20 protein-coding genes are annotated in these 20850 nt (G+C 73.5%); 14 read left to right on the top strand and 6 right to left on the bottom strand.

Annotation, left to right across the window (positions count from 1 at the left end; all coding sequences use genetic code 11):
- Both ACH5AO_RS20115 and ACH5AO_RS20110 read left to right on the top strand, forming a co-directional pair.
- The gene (locus ACH5AO_RS20115; RefSeq protein ID WP_398926436.1) at window positions 1-621 is read left to right on the top strand and encodes a hypothetical protein; all 621 of its coding nucleotides are present in this window, start codon (window positions 1-3) and stop codon (window positions 619-621) included.
- Entirely contained in the window at window positions 618-1607 is a 990-nt protein-coding gene (locus ACH5AO_RS20110) for a nucleotidyl transferase AbiEii/AbiGii toxin family protein (RefSeq protein WP_398926434.1), read from the top strand. The genes ACH5AO_RS20115 and ACH5AO_RS20110 overlap by 4 nt, the downstream gene beginning before the upstream one ends.
- A gap of 6 nt (window positions 1608-1613) precedes the next feature.
- Here ACH5AO_RS20110 and dnaG read toward each other — a convergent pair whose 3' ends face one another.
- The 4 genes from dnaG to ACH5AO_RS20090 all read right to left on the bottom strand — a co-directional run bounded on the left by dnaG (window position 1614) and on the right by ACH5AO_RS20090 (window position 7201).
- A complete protein-coding gene (dnaG, locus tag ACH5AO_RS20105; RefSeq protein WP_398926432.1) occupies window positions 1614-3542 on the bottom strand; it encodes a DNA primase in 1929 nt (642 codons plus the stop codon).
- A 172-nt stretch (window positions 3543-3714) separates the two neighbouring features.
- The gene (locus ACH5AO_RS20100) at window positions 3715-4980 is read right to left on the bottom strand and encodes an NAD(P)/FAD-dependent oxidoreductase (protein WP_398926430.1); all 1266 of its coding nucleotides are present in this window, start codon (window positions 4978-4980) and stop codon (window positions 3715-3717) included.
- 93 nt (window positions 4981-5073) lie between these two features.
- Entirely contained in the window at window positions 5074-6348 is a 1275-nt protein-coding gene (locus ACH5AO_RS20095; protein ID WP_398926428.1) for a deoxyguanosinetriphosphate triphosphohydrolase, read from the bottom strand.
- Between the two features lie 85 nt (window positions 6349-6433).
- Window positions 6434-7201: a sirohydrochlorin chelatase gene (locus ACH5AO_RS20090; RefSeq protein ID WP_398926426.1), complete on the bottom strand. Its 768-nt coding sequence runs from the start codon at window positions 7199-7201 to the stop codon at window positions 6434-6436.
- A gap of 213 nt (window positions 7202-7414) precedes the next feature.
- Here ACH5AO_RS20090 and ACH5AO_RS20085 point away from each other — a divergent pair, with 213 nt between their 5' ends.
- The 7 genes from ACH5AO_RS20085 (at window position 7415) to ACH5AO_RS20055 (ending at window position 13586) form a co-directional block, all read left to right on the top strand.
- Window positions 7415-8119 (top strand): vancomycin high temperature exclusion protein, encoded by a 705-nt coding sequence (locus ACH5AO_RS20085; protein ID WP_398926424.1) that lies wholly within the window; start codon window positions 7415-7417, stop codon window positions 8117-8119.
- 32 nt (window positions 8120-8151) lie between these two features.
- Complete coding sequence (locus ACH5AO_RS20080) at window positions 8152-8400, top strand: hypothetical protein (protein WP_398926422.1); 249 nt, start codon at window positions 8152-8154, stop codon at window positions 8398-8400.
- Window positions 8397-8798 (top strand): DNA-binding protein, encoded by a 402-nt coding sequence (locus ACH5AO_RS20075; RefSeq protein ID WP_398926420.1) that lies wholly within the window; start codon window positions 8397-8399, stop codon window positions 8796-8798. Before ACH5AO_RS20080 ends, ACH5AO_RS20075 begins: the two co-directional genes overlap by 4 nt.
- A 111-nt stretch (window positions 8799-8909) precedes the next feature.
- On the top strand, window positions 8910-11087 hold the full coding sequence (locus ACH5AO_RS20070) for a molybdopterin oxidoreductase family protein (protein WP_398926418.1): 2178 nt from the start codon (window positions 8910-8912) through the stop codon (window positions 11085-11087).
- 124 nt (window positions 11088-11211) lie between these two features.
- Window positions 11212-11628 carry a gamma-glutamylcyclotransferase family protein gene (locus ACH5AO_RS20065; RefSeq protein WP_398926416.1) on the top strand — a complete coding sequence of 139 codons (417 nt, stop codon included), beginning with the start codon at window positions 11212-11214 and terminating at the stop codon, window positions 11626-11628.
- Between the two features lie 654 nt (window positions 11629-12282).
- The gene (locus ACH5AO_RS20060; RefSeq protein ID WP_398926414.1) at window positions 12283-12819 is read left to right on the top strand and encodes a hypothetical protein; all 537 of its coding nucleotides are present in this window, start codon (window positions 12283-12285) and stop codon (window positions 12817-12819) included.
- Window positions 12820-12935: 116 nt separating this feature from the next.
- Window positions 12936-13586 (top strand): class F sortase, encoded by a 651-nt coding sequence (locus ACH5AO_RS20055; protein WP_398926412.1) that lies wholly within the window; start codon window positions 12936-12938, stop codon window positions 13584-13586.
- Here ACH5AO_RS20055 and ACH5AO_RS20050 read toward each other — a convergent pair.
- The gene (locus ACH5AO_RS20050) at window positions 13524-13937 is read right to left on the bottom strand and encodes a winged helix-turn-helix transcriptional regulator (protein ID WP_398926410.1); all 414 of its coding nucleotides are present in this window, start codon (window positions 13935-13937) and stop codon (window positions 13524-13526) included. The two genes, ACH5AO_RS20055 and ACH5AO_RS20050, sit on opposite strands and share 63 nt — an antisense overlap.
- A gap of 108 nt (window positions 13938-14045) precedes the next feature.
- On the opposite strand from ACH5AO_RS20050, the gene ACH5AO_RS20045 reads away from it, so the two are divergent.
- Window positions 14046-14957, top strand: a complete 912-nt coding sequence (locus ACH5AO_RS20045) for an NAD(P)-dependent oxidoreductase (protein ID WP_398926408.1) — start codon at window positions 14046-14048, stop codon at window positions 14955-14957.
- Between the two features lie 70 nt (window positions 14958-15027).
- Here ACH5AO_RS20045 and ACH5AO_RS20040 read toward each other — a convergent pair whose 3' ends face one another.
- Window positions 15028-15810: a sulfite exporter TauE/SafE family protein gene (locus tag ACH5AO_RS20040; protein ID WP_398926406.1), complete on the bottom strand. Its 783-nt coding sequence runs from the start codon at window positions 15808-15810 to the stop codon at window positions 15028-15030.
- A 182-nt stretch (window positions 15811-15992) separates the two neighbouring features.
- Here ACH5AO_RS20040 and ACH5AO_RS20035 point away from each other — a divergent pair, with 182 nt between their 5' ends.
- Genes ACH5AO_RS20035 through ACH5AO_RS20020 form a run of 4 tightly spaced genes read left to right on the top strand, consistent with a single transcriptional unit; the run spans window position 15993 to window position 20789 of the window.
- The gene (locus ACH5AO_RS20035) at window positions 15993-17210 is read left to right on the top strand and encodes an NAD(P)/FAD-dependent oxidoreductase (protein ID WP_398926404.1); all 1218 of its coding nucleotides are present in this window, start codon (window positions 15993-15995) and stop codon (window positions 17208-17210) included.
- Complete coding sequence (gene nirB, locus ACH5AO_RS20030; RefSeq protein ID WP_398926402.1) at window positions 17210-19807, top strand: nitrite reductase large subunit NirB; 2598 nt, start codon at window positions 17210-17212, stop codon at window positions 19805-19807. Before ACH5AO_RS20035 ends, nirB begins: the two co-directional genes overlap by 1 nt.
- A complete protein-coding gene (nirD, locus tag ACH5AO_RS20025) occupies window positions 19804-20154 on the top strand; it encodes a nitrite reductase small subunit NirD (protein WP_398926400.1) in 351 nt (116 codons plus the stop codon). The genes nirB and nirD overlap by 4 nt, the downstream gene beginning before the upstream one ends.
- 47 nt (window positions 20155-20201) lie before the next feature.
- Entirely contained in the window at window positions 20202-20789 is a 588-nt protein-coding gene (locus ACH5AO_RS20020) for a TetR/AcrR family transcriptional regulator (RefSeq protein ID WP_398926398.1), read from the top strand.
- The last annotated feature ends 61 nt before the right edge of the window (window positions 20790-20850 follow it).

Raw genomic sequence — 20850 nt, 5'->3', positions numbered from 1 at the left:
ATGTCCCGTCCCCTGTACGAAACCCATGTGACGGTCCGTTGTTCCGGCCCCGAGGAGGCGGAGGAACTGGGCCGGTGGGCCGCCGCGGCAGGTCTGAAGCTGACGCACATCGTGTTGGCCCGGGGCCGGATGCGTGACCAGCCCATGCTCACCCTGGCCGGTTCCCGCACCTACGCCGAGGAGTCGGCGCGGGCGCGCGAGGTGACGGCACGGCTGAGGGCGGACGGGTTCGAGCCCGTACGGGTGAAGACCGAGTCGTCCCCGTGGGCCCCGGAGGTGCCGGACGGGCCGTGCGCGGACGGACGGTACTTCGAGCACCACGTGAAGCTGCTGCTCACCGCGGGGACGGACCTGGACACCCTGGCGGCCCTGGTCGTGCCGCACGGCGCCCATCTGTCGTGGAACGCCCGGCGGGTGCGTACCGGGGCGCGGCACGAGCGGTTCGTCACCCAGCGCTGTCACGGGGTGGACGCCGAGGGCGCCGGACGGGCCCTGGACCGGCTGCTGGCGGACTTGGACGGGTACGAGGTGCTGGGCGTGGAACGGGAGTTCGTGCTCCACGACAGCGACGTGTCGGTGGACGAGGGATGGCTCACGGAGCCGGCGGGGGTACGGACATGAGCGGCACGGGGTGGCGGAACTTCGGCTGGCGGAGCGAGGAGATCCCCCGCGAGCCGCTGGACGAGGACACCCGCAGGGCGGTCGACCTGCCGCGGACGCTGCGGTGGGTGCCCGGGGACGACGTGGTGCAGCGCCCCGTGTTCGACCCCGCCCTGAAGCACCATCGGAACGCCTACCGGGCGACCGACCCCCGGTTCACCGACCCGACCAGGGGCGAGGCGTGGCGGACGGCGCGGCGCCGGGCGCTGGACCTGGTGCTGGAGGCGGTCGCGGACTCGGAGTGGGTGGACGCGCTGGTGCTGCGCGGCAGCGTGCTGATGTCGGCGTGGTTCGGCGACGCCGCCCGCGAGCCGGGCGACCTGGACTTCGTCGTCGTCCCGCACACCTGGCGGATCGACGACGGGCGGACGGAGCGGATGCTGTCCGGGATCGCCGGGGCCGCGCAGGCGCTGGCCGACGCGCGCGGGCGGGAGATCGGTGTCTCGGCCCGGGGCGCGGTGGTCGAGGACATCTGGACCTACGACCGGGTGCCGGGGCGGCGCATGGTGCTGCCGTGGGGCTCGCCGGGACTGCCCGGCGGTCATGTGCAGCTCGACTTCGTGTTCAACGAGAAGCTGCCCGAGGACCCCGGGCCGGTGGAGCTGCCGGGCGGCGCGATCGTGTGGGCGGCGACGCCGGAGCTGTCCCTGGCATGGAAGCTGATGTGGCTGATCAACGACATGCACGGGCAGGGCAAGGACCTGTACGACGCCGTGCTGCTGGCCGAGCGGCACCCGCTGCGCCGCGAGCTGCTGCACGAGGTGTTCCGGCTGTCCGGCGAGTGGCCGTCGTACCGCGAGGAGATCCTGCTGGAGGACGTGGTGGAGGCGGCCGGGTACGTCGAGTGGAATCACTTCGCCACGGAGTACCCGCGCTTCAAGGACGCCGAGCAGGAGTTCGCCGACCGGCTGGTGCGGGCGCTGGCGCCCACCTTCGCGGACGCCTGAGCCCGCCTACAGCGCGGCCGCGCCGTGCTCCCGCAGGGCCTGGTCGTACTGCTGGAGTACCCACAACTCGTTCTGCACGGCGGCCAGTTCGCCCGGGTCGCCGTGGTTGCTGAGGCGGGTGAGGCGGCTGGCGACGTCGCGGATGCGGCGCTCGACCGCGCGGCGCCGGACGGTGACCAGCTGGGCACCCGCGTAGGTGTCGTCGACCTCCTTGACGCCCCGGTGCAGCAGGATCGCCTCGACGGCGAGTTCGGTGACCATGGCGCGGACGGTGTCGTCGGGGGCCGCCTCGCGGACCCGGATCAGGTACTCCTGCGGGTCCTGGACGCCGTACTCGGCGCCGCCCGCGTCCAGGATCGCCTGGCGTACGGCCGCGTAGGGCGGGGCGGTGAACTCGTCGACGCCGTACGCGTCGAAGGCCGGGGAGACCAGCTCCGGGCGCTGGAGGGCGAGCTTGAGCAGTTCGCGTTCGGTGGCGAAGACCGGGTTGCGGAGGTTGAGGGCGGGGCCGCGCGGGGCGGCCGGGGCGGGGGCGTACTGCTGGGGGCCGGCGCCGCCCCCGCGCTGCTGCCGGTCGGGAGCGGGGCCCTTGCCGCCGCGGTCGCGGGCCCAGCGGGCGAGCTGGGCGACCCGCTTGACGACGAACTGGGTGTCGAGGATGCCGAGCATCCCGGCGAGCTGGACGGCGACCTCGTGCTGGGCTCCGCTGTTCTTGATCCGGGCGACGATCGGCGCGGCCTCGTCGAGGGCGGCGGCGCGGCCGGCCGGGGTGTCGAGGTCGTAGCGGACCACGATCTGACGGAGGGCGAACTCGAAGAGCGGGGTGCGGGGTTCGACCAGGTCGGCGACGGCCTCGTCGCCCTTGGCGAGGCGCAGGTCGCAGGGGTCCATGCCGTCGGGGGCGATGGCGATGTAGGTCTCGGCGGCGAACTTCTGGTCGTCCTCGAAGGCGCGCAGGGCCGCCTTCTGGCCGGCCGCGTCGCCGTCGAAGGTGAAGATCACGCGCGCGCTGCCGTTGTCCATGAGGAGACGGCGCAGGATCTTGATGTGGTCGCCGCCGAAGGCGGTGCCGCAGGTGGCGATGGCGGTCGTCACCCCGGCGAGGTGGCAGGCCATGACGTCGGTGTAGCCCTCGACGACGACCGCGCGGGAGGACTTCGCGATGTCCTTCTTCGCCAGGTCGATGCCGTAGAGGACCTGGGACTTCTTGTAGATCGCGGTCTCGGGGGTGTTGAGGTACTTCGGGCCGGTGTCCGCCTCGTAGAGCTTGCGGGCGCCGAAGCCGACGACGTCCCCGCCGATGTCGCGGATGGGCCACATCAGCCGGCCGCGGAAGCGGTCGATGGGGCCGCGGCGGCCCTCCTGGGAGAGGCCGGAGAGGAGCAGCTCCTTGTCGCTGAAGCCCTTGCCGCGCAGGAAGCGGGTGAGGTGGTCCCAGCCCTGGGGGCTGTAGCCGACGCCGAAGTGGACGGCGGCGGCCTGGTCGAAGCCGCGGTCGGCGAGGAAGGCCCGGCCGGTGTCGGCCTCGGGGGAGGTCGCGAGCTGTTCCGCGTACCACTCGGCGGCGATCTTGTGGGCCTCGACCAGGCGGATGCGCTCGCCGCGCTGGTGGGTGGGGTTGTACCCGCCCTCCTCGTAGCGCAGGGTGATGCCGGCCTGTCCGGCGAGGCGCTCGACCGCCTCCGAGAAGGAGAGGTGGTCGATCTTCATCACGAACGTGATGGTGTCGCCGCCCTCCTGGCAGCCGAAGCAGTGGAAGAGTCCCTTGCTCGGGCTGACCTGGAAGGACGGCGACTTCTCGTCGTGGAAGGGGCAGAGTCCCTTGAGGTTCCCGCCGCCCGCGTTGCGCAGCTGGAGGTACTCGGAGACGACGGCGTCGATCGGGACCGCGTCCCGAACCGCCTTCACGTCCTCGTCATTGATCCGTCCTGCCACGCGTGAATTCTACGGGGCGGCCCTGACAGCACGGGGACGCGCACGCCCCCCCTCGGGGGCCGCGGGGCTGTGACATGTGCGGCACCGCCGCGCGGGCACGACCGGCCACGACGGCGCCGCACGCGCGATGCGGCGGACGTTCGGCGGACGCCCGGCGGAATCCGGCGGACGCCTAGGCGAGAAGGCTCTCCAGCGGCACGTGCGGATCCGCCAGCGCCTCCGTGTCCACCCGCGTGCCGGACCGGATCAGCCGCTGGACCGGATCCGTGACGTCCCACACGTTCACGTTCATCCCCGCCAGGACGCGCCCCTCCTTCACCCAGAACGCGATGAACTCCCGCTTCCCCGCGTCGCCCCGGATCACCACCTGGTCGTACGACCCCGGCGGCGCCCACCCGGAGTACTCCATCCCCAGGTCGTACTGGTCGGTGAAGAAGTAGGGGACGCGGTCGTAGGTCTCCTCCCGGCCCAGCATGGAGCGGGCCGCGGCCGGTCCGCCGTTCAGCGCGTTGGCCCAGTGCTCCACCCGCAGCCGTGTGCCGAAGAGGCCGTGCGGGAAGGACGCGACGTCACCGGCCGCGTAGACGTCGGGGTCCGACGTGCGCAGCCGCTCGTCGACGAGGACGCCCCCGCCGGCCGCGCGGTCGGCGAGTTCCAGTCCCGCCGCCTGCGCGAGGGAGACCCGCGGGGCCGCGCCGATCGCCGCGAGGACGGCGTGCGCGGGGTGCTCCTCGCCGTCGTCGGTGCGGGCGGCGAGGACCATGCCGTCCTGGCCGGTGATCTCGGTGAGCGTGGCACCGAAGTGGAAGCGGACGCCGTGCTCGCGGTGCAGCTCGGCGAAGAGCTGGCCGAGCTCGGGGCCGAGGACCGAGTGCAGCGGGGTCTCGCCGCGGTGGACGACGGTGACCTCCGCGCCGTACTCGCGGGCCGCCGCCGCGATCTCCAGGCCGATCCAGCCGGCGCCGGCGATCACCAGATGGCCGTTGTCCCGGCCGAGGGCGGCCAGGACGCCCTTGAGGCGCTCGGCGTGGGCGAGGCGGCGCAGGTGGTGGACGCCCACGAGGTCCGTGCCCGGGATGTCCAGGCGGCGGGGCTCGGCGCCGGTGGCCAGCAGCAGCTTGTCGTAGCGGACGACGGTGCCGTCCTCGCCGAAGCGGACGGTCTTCGCGGCGCGGTCGACGGCGTCGACGGTCTGGCCGAGGTGCAGCTCGACGTCGTGGCGCGCGTACCAGGCGGGCTCGTGGACGAAGACGCTGTCGCGTCCGGCCTTGCCGAGGAGGTAGCCCTTGGAGAGGGGCGGACGCTCGTAGGGGCGGTCGCGTTCGTCGCAGATCAGTATCACCCGGCCGGTGAAGCCCTCCGCTCTCAGCGTCTCGGCCGCCTTCACGCCGGCCAGGCCGCCTCCGACGATGACGAATGTCTGATCCGCGTCGACCACGTCGTTGCCTCCTCGTAAGGGTGTCGCCACCTGCGAGCGTCCCGCACTCGGGGTGCTGCCGGAAGGGGGAATGCCCCGATCAGGCCATACGGCTCATGACTGCCCCGTGAGCCGGGCGTGAAGCGAGCGGGCCGAGGCGTCGGTGAGCGACGCGATCTGGTCGACGATCACGCGCTTGCGGGCGCGGTCGTCCGGGGCCCGGTCGAACAGGGTGCGGAACTGGGGGTCCAGGCCGTCGGGGGCGCGGGAGGTGAGCGCCTCGGCCAGTTCGAGGACGACGATCCGCTGGTCGGCGCGGAGCAGCTCCTGTTCGGCGCGCTGCATGACGTACCGGTCGGCGACCGCCTTGAGGACCGCGCACTCCATGCGGGTGCTGCGCGGTACGACCAGCTCGGCACCGTACCTGGTGAGGTGCCCGGTGCCGAAGGCCTGCCGGGTGGCGCCTTCGGCGGCGAGGCAGAAGCGGCCGATGAGCTGGCTGGTGGCGTCCTTGAGGCGGGCCTGGGCGACCGCGGTGCCGTCGTAGCCGTGCGGCCACCACTCCTGGTCGAGGAGGCGGTCGAGGGCCTCCGCGAGTTCGGCCGGGTCGGTGCCGGTGGGGACGTACCGGCCGACGGCGACGGCGAAGACGGCCTCCCGTTCCGGGTCGGAGTGGAGGCAGTTCGGGTCGATGTGGCCGGCGTGCAGGCCGTCCTCCACGTCGTGCACCGAGTAGGCGACGTCGTCGGACCAGTCCATGACCTGGGCCTCGAAGCAGACGCGGGTGCCGGGGGCGCCCTCGCGGACCCAGTCGAAGACGGGGCGGTCGTCCTCGTAGACCCCGAACTTCGGGGAGGCCGGGTCGGTGGGGTGGGCGCCGCGGGGCCAGGGGTACTTGGTGGCGGCGTCGAGGGCGGCGCGGGTGAGGTTGAGGCCGACGGAGCCCTCGGGGGTGAAGCGTTTGGGTTCGATGCGGGTGAGGAGGCGGAGCGACTGGGCGTTGCCCTCGAAGCCGCCGCAGTCCTCGGCGAACTCGTTCAGCGCCTGTTCGCCGTTGTGGCCGAAGGGCGGGTGCCCGAGGTCGTGGGAGAGGCAGGCGGCCTCGACGAGGTCGGGGTCGCAGCCGAGGGCGGCGCCGAGTTCGCGGCCGACCTGGGCGCACTCGAGGGAGTGGGTGAGGCGGGTGCGGGGACTGGCGTCCCAGACCTGGCTGTGTTCTCCCGGGGTGACGACCTGCGTCTTTCCCGCGAGGCGGCGGAGGGCCGCGGAGTGCAGGACGCGGGCGCGGTCGCGTTGGAAGGCGGTGCGGCCGGGGCGTTTGTCGGGCTCGGAAGCCCAGCGGGCGACGGACGTCGGATCGTACGCGGCGGGGGGTGCGGTGCCTTCCATGGGACGACAGTACGGGGGAGGTCTGACAGTCGGGGGGCGTGATCGGCCGGTTCGGGGGCGGTGATTCTTCCGCCCCGCCACCCCTTCAGCCGACCGACGCCAGTTCCAGGGAGGCCGTGGACGGAGTCCGCAGGGCCTGGTCGTAGCGGTGGAGGATCAGGTGGGCCATCGCGGGGTGGGTGCCGAGGGGGGCGGAGGCGATGCCCGGGGCCGCTGCCGCGCACTCCGTGGCGAAGCGGCCGGGGGCGGTGAAGTAGGAGGCGACGGCCACGTGGTGGCGGCCCCGGGCGGCCAGGGCGCGGACGGCGTCGGGGACGGTGGGGGCGGCGGCGGAGGCGTAGGCGGGGATCACGGGGACGCCGAGGCGGTCGGCGAGCAGGCGCGCGGTACGGCCGGTGTCGACCCTCGACTCGGGGTCGCGGGAGCCGGCGGCGGCGAGCACGACCCCGCTCGCGCGGCGGGTCGCCTCGTCGGCCGGGGTGCGCCAGCCGGCCTCGGTGAGGCGGGCGTGCAGGGCGTCCACGAGCAGGGGGTGCGGGCCGAGCGGCGCGGCCACGCAGGTGTGCGACCGTGCCCCGGCGGCCATCTCGGGGATGTCCCGCTTGACGTGGTAGCCCCGGCTGAGCAGCAGCGGTACGAGGACGGCGGCCCCGGTGCCGTGCGCGTCCAGCTCGGCGAGGGTGTCGGGGAGCAGGGGCGCGTTCAGCTCGATGTGCCCCAGGTGCACGGGCAGGCCCGGCCGCAGCGCGCGGACGTGGTCCAGGAGCCGCCGTACGGTGCCCAGCGCGCGCGGGTCGCGGCTGCCGTGGGCCACGACGACGAGGGAGGGGAGGTTCGTGGTGTGCGCCGTCATGCACTGATCGTGGCGGCGGCACGTTGCCTTCCCGTTGCGTGGACGTGACGGGTGTTTTCCGGCGGTTCACGATGTGGACGGCGGCGGGTGTGAGCCGGTTCCGCCGGCCGTTCCGTCCCCGGGCCGTGAAACCGGTCACCGCGCGTGAGGTGAACCGGAAGGCTCGGCGGGGCGTCTCTCCCGGTCGAGGACCGACCGGGGAGGACCCGTCCGATGCGCCGTTTCACAGTCCGCCGTCCGCGTCTGCCGCGCACCCGTACGGGGTGGCGGCGGCTGGTGCGGGGGGTGGTGGCGGTGTGCGTGCTGGCGCTGCTGCCGGCGGCCTGGCTGCGCCTGACGACGGACGACCGGCTGCGCACCACCGCCGACGTGCCGCGCACCGACGTCGCCGTGGTCTTCGGCGCGGGCCTGTGGGACGGGGAGCCGTCGCCGTACCTCGCGCACCGGCTGGACGCGGCGGCGGAACTGTACCGCGCGGGGCGGATCGAGGTGGTCCTGGTCACCGGCGACAACAGCCGCGAGGAGTACGACGAGCCGGACGCGATGCGCGCCTACCTGACGCGGCACGGTGTGCCCGACGCGCGGATCGTCAGCGACTACGCGGGCTTCGACACCTGGGACTCCTGCGTCCGCGCGAAGAAGATCTTTGGCGTGAATCGTGCGGTGCTGATCAGCCAGGGCTTCCACATCCGCCGCGCGGTGGCCCTGTGCGAGACGGCCGGCGTCACCTCGTACGGCGTCGGCGTGGACGACCGTCACGACGTCACCTGGTACTACGGGGGCGCCCGGGAGATCTTCGCGGCGGGCAAGGCGGCCCTGGACGCCGTCTTCCGCCCGGACCCGCACTTCCTCGGGCCGAAGGAACCGGGGGTGGAGCGGGCGCTGGCCGACGTCCACGGTCCGGGGACGCCGGACTGACGGACCGCGCATACTTCAGTATGCTCGCATCCATGGCAGATACGACGCGCATCACGGTGACGCTCCCGACAGAGCAGGTCGCCGAACTGAAGAAGCTCACCGACAACGTCTCCGGCTACGTCGCCGAAGCGGTGGCGCGTCAGCTGCGGCACCAGTTGCTCGGGGCCGATCTGCTGCGCCATCAGGAGGAGTACGGAGCCTTCAGCGAGGAGGAGCTGGCGGAGGCCCGCTCCCGGATCTTCGGGAACACCGATGTCGGCGAGTCGGCGAGCGCGGCGTGAGCGGGCACGTCGAGACCGTCGTCCTGGACTCCGAGGGCCTCTCCGCCTGGATCGCCCAGGATCGCAAGATCGCCGCGATGTTCCAGGTGTTCCATGCGGCGGGTGCCGATTTCGTCGTCGGAGCCAACACCATCGTGGAGGTGAGTCACGCACGGGTGAACACGGCCCGGCTGCGGTGGGCACTGTCCCGCGTCAGGGTCGAACCGGTGACCGAGCAGACGGCGAAAGCGGCGGCGGAGCTGCTCAAGGCAGCCGGCCTGCACGGGCACAAGTACGCGATCGACGCGACGGTGGCCGAGATGGCGCTGCGCCAGCCGGGCCCGGTGACCATACTGACGTCCGACATCGACGACATGTCCCGGCTGTGCGGTGACCGTATCCGGCTCGTCGGCGTCTGAGCGGGGAGCGCCGACGCCTCACCGCGGGCCGCCGCCGGTGGGGAGGTCGCCGTACCCGGGGTGTAACAGCGGCCGGCGCGGTGCGTAACACCGGGGGCGCAGCCTGGTCGTATGCGAGACACCGTGACGCCCACGCACTGCCCCTACTGCGCCCTGCAGTGCGGGATGAATCTGACGCAGGCCCCCGACGGGAGCGCCGTCGAGGTGAGCGAGCGCGCGGACTTCCCGGTGAACCGGGGGGCGCTGTGCGGGAAGGGGCGTACGGCGCCCGCCGTGCTGTCGTCGAGCGTGCGGCTGACCTCGCCGCTGGTGCGGTCCGAGGGGGGCGCGCTGGTGCCTGCCTCCTGGGAGGAGGCGCTGGCGCGGGTCGCCGAGGGGCTCGGGCGGACGCGCGCGGAGTACGGGGCGGACGCGGTCGGGGTGTTCGGCGGGGGCGGGCTGACCAACGAGAAGGCGTACAGCCTGGGGAAGTTCGCGCGGGTGGTGCTGGGGACCTCCCAGATCGACTACAACGGGCGGTTCTGCATGTCGTCGGCCGCGGCGGCGAACGGCAGGGCGTTCGGCCTCGACCGCGGACTGCCGTTCCCGCTGGAGGACATCCCGCGGACCGGCTGCGTGATCCTGGTCGGGTCGAACCCGGCGGAGACCATGCCGCCGTCGCTGCGGTACTTCACCGAGCTGAGGGAGAACGGCGGCACGCTGATCGTCGTCGACCCGCGCCGCACGAAGACCGCCGAGCAGGCCGACCTGCACCTGGCGCCGCGTCCCGGCACCGATCTCGCGCTGGCGCTGGGCCTGCTGCACCTGATCGTCGCCGAGGGGCGCACCGACGAGGCGTACATCCGGGAGCGCACCGACGGCTGGGAGGAGACCCGGGCCGCCGCGATGGCGCACTGGCCGGAGTACGTGGAGCGGATCACCGGCGTGTCCGTGCCGCAACTGCGGGAGGCCGTACGGTTGTTCTGCGAGCCGGAGGCCGCGATGGTGCTCACCGCGCGCGGGCCCGAGCAGCAGTCCAAGGGCACGGACACGGTGGGCGCGTGGATCAACCTGTGCCTGGCGACGGGGCGGGCGGGCCGGCCGCTGTCCGGGTACGGGTGCCTGACCGGGCAGGGCAACGGGCAGGGCGGGCGCGAACACGGCCAGAAGGCCGACCAGTTGCCCGGCTACCGCAAGCTGACGGATCCGGCGGCGCGGGCGCACGTCGCCGAGGTGTGGGGCGTGGACCCCGACAGCCTTCCCGGTCCGGGGCGCAGCGCGTACGAGCTGCTCGACGCGCTCGGCACGGACATCCGCTCCCTGCTGCTGATGGGCTCCAACCCGGTGGTGTCGGCGCCGCGCGCCGCGCACGTCGAGCAGCGGATCCGCTCGCTGGACTTCCTGGCGGTGTGCGACGTCGTGCTGTCGGAGACGGCCGCGCTCGCCGATGTCGTCCTGCCGGTGACGCAGTGGGCGGAGGAGACGGGGACGACGACGAACCTGGAGGGCAGGGTGCTGCTGCGGCGGCGCGCGATCACGCCGCCGGAGGGCGTCCGCAGCGACCTAGAGGTCATGCACGGGCTGGCCGCGCTGCTGGGCGGCGACCGGAACCTGGAGAAGGGCTTCCCGACCGACCCCGAGGAGGTCTTCGAGGAGCTGCGCCGGGCGAGCGCGGGTGGGCCGGCGGACTACTCGGGGATCACCTACCGGAGGCTGGCGGAGGAGAACGGCGTGTTCTGGCCGTGCCCGGCGCAGGAGGACCCGGTCACCGGGGGCCCGGTGACGGGGAACCCGGCTCCCGGGGGCCCGGCGACCGGGGTCCACCCCGGCACCCCCCGGCTCTTCCTCGACCGGTTCGCCACCGAGGACGGGCGGGCGCGGTTCGCGCCGGTGTCGCACCGGCCGGCAGCCGAGGAGCCCGACGACGCGTACCCCGTGCTGCTGACCACCGGGCGGGTCGTGGCGCAGTACCAGTCCGGTGCCCAGACCCGGCGTGTCGACGAGCTGAACGCCGCCGCGCCCGGCCCGTTCGTGGAGCTGCACCCCCGGCTCGCGGAGCGGCTCGGCGCGGCCGAGGGCGACCCGGTGGCCGTGGTGTCCCGGCGGGGGCGGGCGGTGGCGCCGGCCAGGATCACGACCGCGATCCGTCCGGACACGGTCTTCATGCCGTTCCACTGGGCCGGTGAGGGCCGCGCCAACACCCTCACCAACCCCGCCCTCGACCCGACCTCCCGGATGCCCGAGTTCAAGGCGTGCGCGGTACGCCTGGAGGCGGTGGAGGCCGGCCGGCCCGCGCCTTCCACGCCGTAGCGGCCACGTCCGGTGCGGGCGGTCCATCCGGTCCGTCCGGTGCGGGCGGTGCGGGCGGTCAGGGGTGCGCGCGGGCGAGAATCGTCCCGGCAAGGCTCCCCCGACCGTCCGCGCAGGTGAACCAGTGCTCCTCCCCTTCTTCGTCTACGGCACCCTCCGCCCCGGCGAGACCAACCACGACCTCTTCCTGCGCGGCCGCACCCTGCGCGAGGAACCCGGCCGGCTCCGGGGCGCGGTGCTGTACGAGGGGCCGGGATACCCGTACGCCGTCGAGGAGCCGGGCTCCGTGGTGAGCGGGGAACTGGTGACCGCGCTGCCGGAGGCCTACGCGGGGCTGCTCGCCGAGCTGGACCGGCTGGAGGAGTACGTGCCGGGCGATCCGCGCAACCTCTACGAGCGGGTGGCGCGGGACGTCGTCCGGGCCGCCGACGGCACGGCGGTGCGGGCCTGGGTGTACGTCGCCGCGCCCGCCGTCGCCGCCCGGCTGCGGGTACGGGGGAAGCCGATCGAGGGCGGGGAGTGGCGGGGGGTGGGAGCCTAGCCACGACCCCACGGCCACCGTGTCCACGGCCCCACCGCCATCGTGTCCACGCACCCCACGGCCACCGTGTCCACGGCCTCACCGCCATCGTGTCCACGCACCCCACGACCACCGTGTCCACGCACCCCACAACCGCCGTGTGGGCCTCGTACGGCCACCGCGCCCGGGTCTTCCGCGGCCGCCGCTCGCCGGGCCGCTCGGACCGGGCCGCCCGGTCCGAGCGGTACGCCGCCGGTCGCCCACGTGCGCCGGTGACGACGTCCTCGCCCGCCTCGCGCCGGAAGGCCCGCCGCTCCCCGCAGGCCCTCTCGTCGCCGTTCCGCGTGTGGCACGGATCGCCGGCACCCCACCGGCGCGTGCTCTCGACGCCCCGCCTCCCCGCTCCTCGCGGCTCCGCCGGTCACCCGTTCACCCCCGTACGCCGCATCCTTCGGACGCTTCCCCGCGACCGGACCGGCGCGGCACCGGTGACCTGCTGAAACACGGTGGAGGGGGCGGCCGTACGGGTGTGGCCCGACACCCGTTCGGCCCGCTTCCTGACGCCTGCTCAGGAAGCGGTACGGCCCCGGTGGCACTTACCTCGAAGGGGCAGGGACGCGTCCGACGGCGGCACGGGGAAGTGCCGCGGGCCGTGGCCCGCTCGAGGGAGCATCGATGCGACGTACCGCCCGGCCGCTGACCGGCGCCACGCTCGCCGTGGTCGCCGCGGGGCTGCTCGCCGCGCCCGTGCACGCCGGGGAGTCCGACGGCACGCCGGCCGGAGGCCTGGAGGCGTACCCGTCCTCGGTCGTGCCGGGATCGCACGTCACGGTGAACACCGGGACGTGCGGCGACGGCGGGACGGCGGCGGGCGACGCCACCGCCGTGGGCGCCGGCCGGTTCACGCTGGCGCCGAGCACGCACGAACGGAACGCGATCGGACAGTTCAGGGTGCCGCCGAGCGCGCAGCCGGGAACGTACGAGATCGTCGCGACGTGTGACGGGAGCGACCGGCGGGTGGCCGGTGACCTGGTGGTCACGCTGACGCCCGACGCGCGGCGGGTGGTTCCCCGGGGAAGTGTGAAGACGGGGGTCGGGGGCGCGCTGGGCCCCGACCCCGTGCAGACCGCGGCCGGTGTGACGGCTCTCGCCGTCGCCGCCGCGGGCGGTACCTGGCTCCTGCATCGCCGGGCGAGAGGCGACGGGATCTGACGGGCATCCTCCGCCGCCCGTCCGCCGGTACCGCATGTCCCCTCCCCCTCCGGGTCCGACGCCCCTCGCGGCCCGGAGGGGGCACGGGGGCCGACTCGAGATGAGGTCAGTCCGTCATGCGCCGCAGGTTCCGCCGGGCCGGGGGTCCGGGCAACGCAGCGATAGCCGCCATCACGGTGTTCGCGCTGTGTGCGGGGATGTGGCTGCTGCGCGACGGGACCGGGGCGCAGGCGCCGCCGCAGCCGTCCGCCGCCCAGGCGCACACGGAGGACGACGACCGCAGCGCGGGCCGGGCCTCGGCGCCCGCCCTGCCGCCCTCCCCGCCCGACCGCATCCGCATCCCCGCGATCGACGTGGACGCACCCCTGACGGGCCTCGGCCTGACGAACACCGGCAGCCTCGACGTCCCCCCGGCCGACCGCGAGAACCTGGCCGGCTGGTACGAGGCCGGCACCACCCCCGGGGAGACGGGCACCGCGATCGTCGCGGGTCACGTCGACAACGCCGACGGTCCCGCCGTCTTCTACTCCCTCGGCGCCCTGCGCAAGGGCAGCACCATCGAGGTGGACCGCCGCGACGGCGGTGTCGCGGTGTTCACGGTGGACGCCGTCGAGGTGTACGACGCGCAGGGCTTCCCCGACGGGAAGGTGTACGGCGCGGCGCCCCGCCCCGAGCTGCGGGTCATCACCTGCGGCGGGGGCTGGTCACGGACGACCGGGTACCAGGGGAACGTCGTCGTCTACGCGCACCTGACGGACAGCCGCTGAACCGACCGGCGCCCCGCGGTCCGCCTCCCCGAGCACGTTCTCCCGTCCCCAGGCCCCGAGCGGCTCCAGCGCCGCGTTGAGGGACACCCCGCGCGGCGTCAGCGAGTACTCGACGCGGGGCGGCACCTCGTCGTACTCCTCGCGGTGCACGATGCCGTCGGTCTCCATCTCCCGCAGGTGCGAGGCGAGCACCTTCTCGGTGATCCCGGGCAGCTCCCGGCGCAGTTCGCCGAAGCGGTGCGGCCGTTCGCCCAGTTCCCAGAGGATGAGCACCTTCCACTTGCCGCCGATCACGTCCATCGCCGCGTCGGTCCCGCACACGTACCCGCCCGGCCGCCGTACCGTCGTCATGTCCGCCACCTCGTCCGCTCGCGCTGCCTGCACCCTTTCCCCGGGGTAAGCACCCACTTCGAAGTACGTACTTGAGCAGGCCCTTCCCCCACGGCGAGCCTAGTCGCCATGACCGACAACACCTTTTCCACCGCCCCGGCTTCCCGTACTCCCCTGACCCTCCTCGGCACCGGCGCCATGGGCACCGCGCTGGCCCGGGCCTGGCTCGCCGCCGGGCACCCCGTGACCGTCTGGAACCGCACCCCCGCCCGCGCCGGGGCCCTGGCCGCCGAGGGCGCCACGGTCGCCGCGAGCGCCGCCGAGGCGGTGGCCGCGAACCGTCTGGTGATCGTCTGCCTGCTGGACGACGCCTCCGTCGGCGAGGCGCTGGAGGAGGCCGACCTCACCGGCCGGGACCTGGTGAACCTCACCACCGGGACCCCGGAGGACGGCCGCGCCCGCGCCGCCTGGGCCGAGGCGCGCGGCGCCCGTTTCCTGGACGCCGGGATCATGGCGGTTCCGCCGATGATCGGGGACGCGGAGTCCGGCGGCTACGTCTTCTACAGCGGCTCGCGCGCCCTGTTCGAGGAGCACCGCGACACGCTCGCCGTTCCCGCGGACGCCTGCTACGTCGGCGCGGACCCGGGCTTCGCCGCGCTGTACGACGTGGCACTGCTGAGCGGGATGAGCGGGCTGTTCGCCGGCATCACGCACGCCTTCGCGCTGATCCGCCGGGAGGACATCGCCCCCGGGGACTTCGCGCCGCTGCTCGCCTCCTGGCTCACCGCGATGACGCAGTCCGTCCACCAGACCGCCGAACGGCTGGAGAGCGGCGACTACACCAAGGGGATCGTGTCCAATCTCGCGATGCAGTCCGCGGCCAACGCGACGCTGCTGCGCACCGCCGAGGAGCAGGGCGTCAGCACGGAACTGCTGACGCCCTACATGGACCTGATGGCCCGCCACGTCGCCGACGGCCACGGCGACCAGGACCAGGCGGGCCTGGTCGACCCGCTGGTGCGGGCGTCGGCCGGGGACTGACCGCGAGCACGGGGTGTGCCGCCCGGGCCGGCCACCGCCCGGACGCTCAGGCACGCCACCACTCGTACGCTCAGGCCAGCCACTGCTCGTACGCCAGGTTCGCCACCAGGGCGAAGACGACCGTCAGCAGGACGACGCGGACGAAGCCGCTGCCCTTCTTCAGGGCCGTGTGCGCGCCGAACATGCCGCCCGCCAGGTTGAACACCGCCATCAGCCCAGCCAGCTGCCACAGCACCGCGCCCTGCCAGGCGAACGTCGCGAGGGCGCCGGCATTGGTGCAGCAGTTGACGATCTTGGCGGTGGCGGAGGCGGTGACCAGGTCGAGGTGGAGCAGGGCGGTGAGCGCCAGGACGAGGAACGTGCCGGTGCCGGGGCCGACGAGACCGTCGTAGAAGCCGATGCCGAGGCCGCCGAGGCCGATCGCGGCGAGGATCTGGCGGCGGGTGGCCGGTCCGGTGGCGGGGGCCGTGCCGAAGGCGGGGCGCAGGATCACGAAGGCGGCCACGGCGAGCAGCACCACCATGATCACCGGTTTGAGGACCTCGGTGCTCATCCCGGCCGCGAAGAAGGCCCCGCCCGACGATCCGGCGAGGGCCGCGAGGCCGATGCGCACGGCGGTCCTCACGTCGACCGGCGCCTTGCGGGCGTAGGTGACCGCCGCGCCCGTGGTGCCGACGATCGCGACCGCCTTGTTGGTGCCGAGCGCGTGCGCGGCGGGGGTGCCGGCGGGCAGGCCGAGCAGCAGGGCGGGCAGGAGCAGCAGTCCGCCGCCGCCGACCACGGCGTCGATCCAGCCGGCGGCGAGGGCGGCCAGACAGAGCAGGACGACCGTGGTCAGGGAGATGTCGGGCATGGCCGTGAGCCTAAGGACGGGATAGATGCTGCGTCCATCAAGATGAGCGTTACTTGAGGTTGCCGGGTCGCCGCCGGGCCCGGTCTCCTCACACCCGCCGCGCCCCTTCGCTGAGGGCAGCGTTCCGTACGGGAAACAGAAGGGATGCCGACGGGTAACACCCGCACCGCACGCTCAAGGACATGACCTCGAACGAGCGTGTGGTGGTGATCGGCTCCGGCCTCGCGGGCGTACGGCTCGCCCGGCGGCTCGGCGAGCTCGGCACGCCCGTGACGCTGATCGGCGAGGAGGAGCACCGCCCGTACAACCGGGTGCTGCTCGCCGAGGTGCTGGCCGGACGCTACAGCCCCGAGGTGATCGCCCTGCCGGCGCCCGCGGAGCTGACCCGCGCCCGGGTCACCGGCATCGACCGCGCGGCACGGACCGTCGGCTGCGCGGACGGTTCGGTGATCGCGTACGACAGGCTCGTGCTGGCCACCGGCTCCAACCCCGTACTGCCGCCGCTGCGCGGCCTGTTCACCGAGGACCACGAGCTACCCGAGGGCGTGCACGCGTTCCGCACCCTGGACGACTGCCTGGGCCTGGCCGAGGCGGTACGGCCCGGGGTGCGGGCGGTGGTGATCGGCGGCGGGCTGCTCGGGGTCTCCGCGGCCCGCGCGCTCGCCGCGCGCGGCGCGCAGGTCGTCCTCGCCCAGCAGTCCGAGCGGCTGATGGAACGCCAGCTCGACCCGGCCGCGTCCGAACTGGTCCGGCGGCACCTGACCGACCTCGGCGTGGAGGTGCACACCGAGTGCCGGGTGCGGGACGTGCGCTGCGTCGGCGGCGCGGTCCGCTCGGTGGAGATGGCCGACGGCTACGCCCTCGACGCCGACCTCGTGGTCCTGGCCTGCGGGGTGCACCCGAGGACCGGTCTCGCGCAGGCCGCCGGGCTCGACGTCCGCAAGGGCGTCGTCGTCGACGACGAACTGCGCACCTCCGACCCGTACATCCACGCGATCGGCGACTGCGTCCAGCACGCCGGCACGGTGTACGGGCTGGCCGCCCCGGCCCTCGAACAGGCCGACGCGCTCGCCGCGCTGCTCGCCGGGGACACCGGCTCCCGCTACACCGGCACCCGCTCGCTGACCCGGCTCACCCTCACCGGGCCGGGCAGCCCCTTCGACCTGGCCGCCTTCGGCGAGACCGAGGCGCTGCCGGGCGACGACGTCGTCCAGCTCACCGACCGCACCCGGGGCACCTACCGCAAGGTCGTCGTCCGCGACGACCGCCTCGTCGGAGGGGTCCTGGTCGGCGAACTCGGCACCGTCGGCGCCCTCGCGCGCGCCTGGGAGGGAGCAGAGCCGCTCCCCTCCGACGGCGGGCCCCTGCTCCACCTGCTCACCCATGACGGAGGCTCCTGATGTCCACGGACACATCGACCATCGTGCTCATCGGCCACGGCATGGTCGGCCAGCGTTTCCTGGAGGCGCTCGCCGAGCGCGGCCTGACCGCCACGCACCGCGTGGTCGTGCTGTGCGAGGAGCCGCGCCCGGCGTACGACCGCGTCCAGCTCACCTCGTACTTCTCGGGGAGGACGCCCGAGGACCTGTCGATGACGGACCTGGCGTTCATCGAGGAGCACGGCATCGAACTGCACGTCGGCGACCCGGCGGAGAGCGTCGACCGCGAGGCGCGCACGGTGACGGCCCGCTCCGGGCTGGTCGTCGGCTACGACGTCCTGGTGCTGGCCACCGGCTCCTACCCGTTCGTGCCGCCGGTGCCGAACAAGGACGCCGAGGGCTGCTTCGTCTACCGCACGATCGAGGACCTCCTCGCGATCGAGGAGTACGCGCGGAAGTCCACGACCGGTGCCGTGGTCGGCGGCGGTCTGCTCGGCCTGGAGGCGGCGGGCGCCCTCAAGGGCCTCGGACTCACCTCCCACATCGTGGAGTTCGCGCCCCGCCTGATGCCCGTCCAGGTCGACGAGGGCGGCGGCGCGGCGCTGCTGCGCACCATCGAGGAGATGGGCCTGACCGTCCACACGGGCGTGGGCACCCAGGAGATCGTGGTCGGCGAGGACGGCGCGGTCACCGGCATGAAGCTCTCCGACGGCTCCGAACTCTCCACCGACCTGGTGGTGTTCTCCGCCGGTGTCCGCCCCCGCGACCAGCTGGCCCGCGACTGCGGACTCACCGTCGGCGAGCGCGGCGGCATCGCGGTCGACGAGCAGTGCCGCACGGTCGCCGACCCGCACGTGTTCGCGATCGGCGAGTGCGCGCTGGCCGCCGACGGCCGGGTGTACGGCCTGGTGGCGCCCGGTTACGAGCAGGCCGAGACGGCCGCCGCGACGATCGCCGCCGACGAGGCGTCCTTCACCGGCGCGGACCTGTCCACCAAGCTGAAGCTGCTCGGCGTGGACGTGGCGTCCTTCGGCGACGCCCACGGCACCGCCGAGGACTGCCTGGACGTCGTCTACTCCGACTCCCGCTCCGGCCTGTACAAGAAGCTGGTCATCGGCCGCGACGGCACGCTGCTCGGCGGCATCCTGGTCGGTGACGCGGAGGCGTACGGCACCCTGAAGGCCTTCACCGGCTCCGTCCCGCCGGTCTCGCCGGAGTCGCTGGTACTGCCGGCCGGCGCCGGGGCGCCCGTGCAGCTCGGCCCGTCCGCGCTGCCGGACGACGCGATCATCTGCTCCTGCAACAACGTCCGCAAGGGCACGATCCGCGAGGCCGTCACCGAGCACCGGTGCACCACCGTGCCCGAGGTGAAGAAGTGCACCAAGGCCGGTACGACGTGCGGCAGTTGCGTCAAGGTCCTCGGCCAGCTGATCAACGCCGAGCTGGAGGCGAGCGGCGTCGAGGTCGACAAGGGCCTGTGCGCCTGCTTCTCCCAGACCCGCGAGGAGCTGTACGAGATCGTCCTCGCCCTGCGCATCACCTCCTTCCAGGACCTGCTCGACCGCCACGGCCGTGAGGGCGCCCGAGGCGGCGACGGCTGCGAGGTCTGCAAGCCGACGGTCGGCTCGATCATCGCCTCCCTCGCTCCGACGATCGGCGCCGGCACCCACGTCCTCGACGGCGAGCAGGCGGCCCTCCAGGACACCAACGACCACTTCCTGGCCAACCTGCAGAAGAACGGCTCGTACTCGGTCGTGCCCCGCATCCCCGGCGGTGAGATCGCCCCGGAGAAGCTGATCGTGATCGGCGAGATCGCCCGCGACTTCGGCCTCTACACGAAGATCACCGGCGGCCAGCGCATCGACATGTTCGGCGCGCGGGTGGAACAGCTCCCCTCGATCTGGGCCCGCCTGGTCGACGCCGGCTTCGAGTCCGGCCACGCCTACGGCAAGTCGCTGCGCACGGTGAAGTCCTGCGTCGGACAGACCTGGTGCCGCTACGGCGTCCAGGACTCCGTCCGCATGGCGATCGACCTGGAGCTGCGCTACCGGGGCCTGCGCTCCCCGCACAAGCTCAAGTCCGCGGTCTCCGGCTGCCAGCGCGAGTGCGCCGAGGCCCAGTCGAAGGACTTCGGGATCATCGCCACCGCGAGCGGCTGGAACCTCTACGTCGGCGGCAACGGCGGCGCCACCCCGCGCCACGCGGACCTGCTCGCGCAGGACCTGTCGGACGCCGAACTGATCCGCCTGATCGACCGGTTTCTGATGTTCTACATCCGCACCGCCGACCGCCTGGAGCGCACCTCCACCTGGCTGGAGCGGATCCCCGGCGGCCTGGACCACGTACGGGACGTCGTCGTCCACGACTCGCTCGGCATCTGCGACGAGCTGGAGGCCCTGATGGCCGCCCACGTCTCGCACTACCGCGACGAGTGGGCCGAGACCATCAACGACCCGGAGAAGCTGGCCCGCTTCGTGTCCTTCGTGAACGCCCCCGACACCCCCGACCCGATGGTCGCCTTCGTCCCCGAGCGCGACCAGATGAAGCCCGACCTGCCGCTGCTGAACATCGGCCTGCGCCCCGCCGACGACCTCCTGGAAGGATCCGCGACGCGATGACCATGACCCTCGAGACCACCGATCTGAAGGTCCAGCTCCGCCTCGCCGACGACTGGTTCACGGTCTGCGACCTGAGCATGCTGCTCCCCGGCCGCGGGGTGGCCGCCCTCCTCCCCGACGGCCGCCAGGTCGCCGTCTTCGCCGACCGCAACGGCCGCCTGTACGCCATCGACAACCGCGACCCCTTCACCGGCGCGGCGGTCCTCTCCCGCGGCCTGACCGGCACCCACCAGGGCCGCCCCTTCGTCGCCTCTCCCCTCCTGAAGCAGCGCTTCGACCTGGAGTCGGGCCAGTGCCTGGACGACGAGGCGGTACGGGTCACGGCGTACGAGGTGAAGGCCGTCTGACCACCGTTTCTTGACCGACCGTTTCAGAAAATCCTAGGCTGCTCCACGTGGCCAGGACCAAGGAGTTCGATCCGGACGCCGCGCTGCGGGCAGCCCTGGAGCTGTTCTGGCAGCGCGGCTACGAGGCCACGTCGATGTCCGACCTCGTCACCGGTCTCGGCATCGGACGCGCCAGCCTCTACGCGACCTTCGGCAGCAAGCGCGAGCTGTACCTGAAAGCGCTGGAGCACTACGAGCGGGGACTGCTCCCGCCGATGCTGGAGGACCTGTCCCGGCCGGGCCCGGCCCTGCCGGGCGTGCGGGCGCTCGTGCGGCGCTACGCCGCCGAGGCGATCGAGGACGACCTGCGCGTCCGCGGCTGCTTCATCACCAACACGGCGGCCGAGCTGGCCCCGCACGACGTGACGGCCGCGCGGCGGGTCGAGCGTAACTGGGACCGGCTGGAGACCGTGCTGCACGCGGCGCTCGTCCGTGCCCGGGCCCAGGGCGAACTGCCCGCCGGCCGCGATCCGCTCGCCCTCGCCCGCATGCTGCTCGTCCTGCTGCAGGGGATGCGGGTGGTCGGCAAGGCGTCCGCGGACCCGGCCAGGATCAGGGACGCGGCGGAACAGGCGCTGGCACTGCTCGAGGACTGAACCACCCGAGGGCCGCCGGACGGCGGCCCTCGACGCCTGACCTCATACTGAACCGATCGGT

The organism is Streptomyces sp. NPDC018964 (genome assembly GCF_044390325.1).
GTDB lineage: Bacteria > Actinomycetota > Actinomycetes > Streptomycetales > Streptomycetaceae > Streptomyces.
Note: the sequence above shows the minus strand (reverse complement) of the source record. Positions and strands in the feature narration are given on the sequence as shown.

Bases quoted from the DNA above. Each gene is read 5' to 3' on its own strand.
- nirB (WP_398926402.1), top strand. From the start codon at position 17,210: ATGTCCACGGACACATCGACCATCGTGCTCATCGGCCACGGCATGGTC.
- ACH5AO_RS20095 (WP_398926428.1), bottom strand. From the start codon at position 6,348: ATGGAAGGCACCGCACCCCCCGCCGCGTACGATCCGACGTCCGTCGCC.
- ACH5AO_RS20045 (WP_398926408.1), top strand. From the start codon at position 14,046: ATGACCGACAACACCTTTTCCACCGCCCCGGCTTCCCGTACTCCCCTG.
- ACH5AO_RS20055 (WP_398926412.1), top strand. From the start codon at position 12,936: ATGCGCCGCAGGTTCCGCCGGGCCGGGGGTCCGGGCAACGCAGCGATA.
- ACH5AO_RS20050 (WP_398926410.1), bottom strand. From the start codon at position 13,937: ATGACGACGGTACGGCGGCCGGGCGGGTACGTGTGCGGGACCGACGCG.
- ACH5AO_RS20110 (WP_398926434.1), top strand. From the start codon at position 618: ATGAGCGGCACGGGGTGGCGGAACTTCGGCTGGCGGAGCGAGGAGATC.
- nirD (WP_398926400.1), top strand. From the start codon at position 19,804: ATGACCATGACCCTCGAGACCACCGATCTGAAGGTCCAGCTCCGCCTC.
- ACH5AO_RS20085 (WP_398926424.1), top strand. From the start codon at position 7,415: ATGCGCCGTTTCACAGTCCGCCGTCCGCGTCTGCCGCGCACCCGTACG.
- ACH5AO_RS20040 (WP_398926406.1), bottom strand. From the start codon at position 15,810: ATGCCCGACATCTCCCTGACCACGGTCGTCCTGCTCTGTCTGGCCGCC.
- ACH5AO_RS20090 (WP_398926426.1), bottom strand. From the start codon at position 7,201: ATGACGGCGCACACCACGAACCTCCCCTCCCTCGTCGTCGTGGCCCAC.
- ACH5AO_RS20080 (WP_398926422.1), top strand. From the start codon at position 8,152: ATGGCAGATACGACGCGCATCACGGTGACGCTCCCGACAGAGCAGGTC.
- ACH5AO_RS20070 (WP_398926418.1), top strand. From the start codon at position 8,910: ATGCGAGACACCGTGACGCCCACGCACTGCCCCTACTGCGCCCTGCAG.
- ACH5AO_RS20115 (WP_398926436.1), top strand. From the start codon at position 1: ATGTCCCGTCCCCTGTACGAAACCCATGTGACGGTCCGTTGTTCCGGC.
- ACH5AO_RS20060 (WP_398926414.1), top strand. From the start codon at position 12,283: ATGCGACGTACCGCCCGGCCGCTGACCGGCGCCACGCTCGCCGTGGTC.
- ACH5AO_RS20035 (WP_398926404.1), top strand. From the start codon at position 15,993: ATGACCTCGAACGAGCGTGTGGTGGTGATCGGCTCCGGCCTCGCGGGC.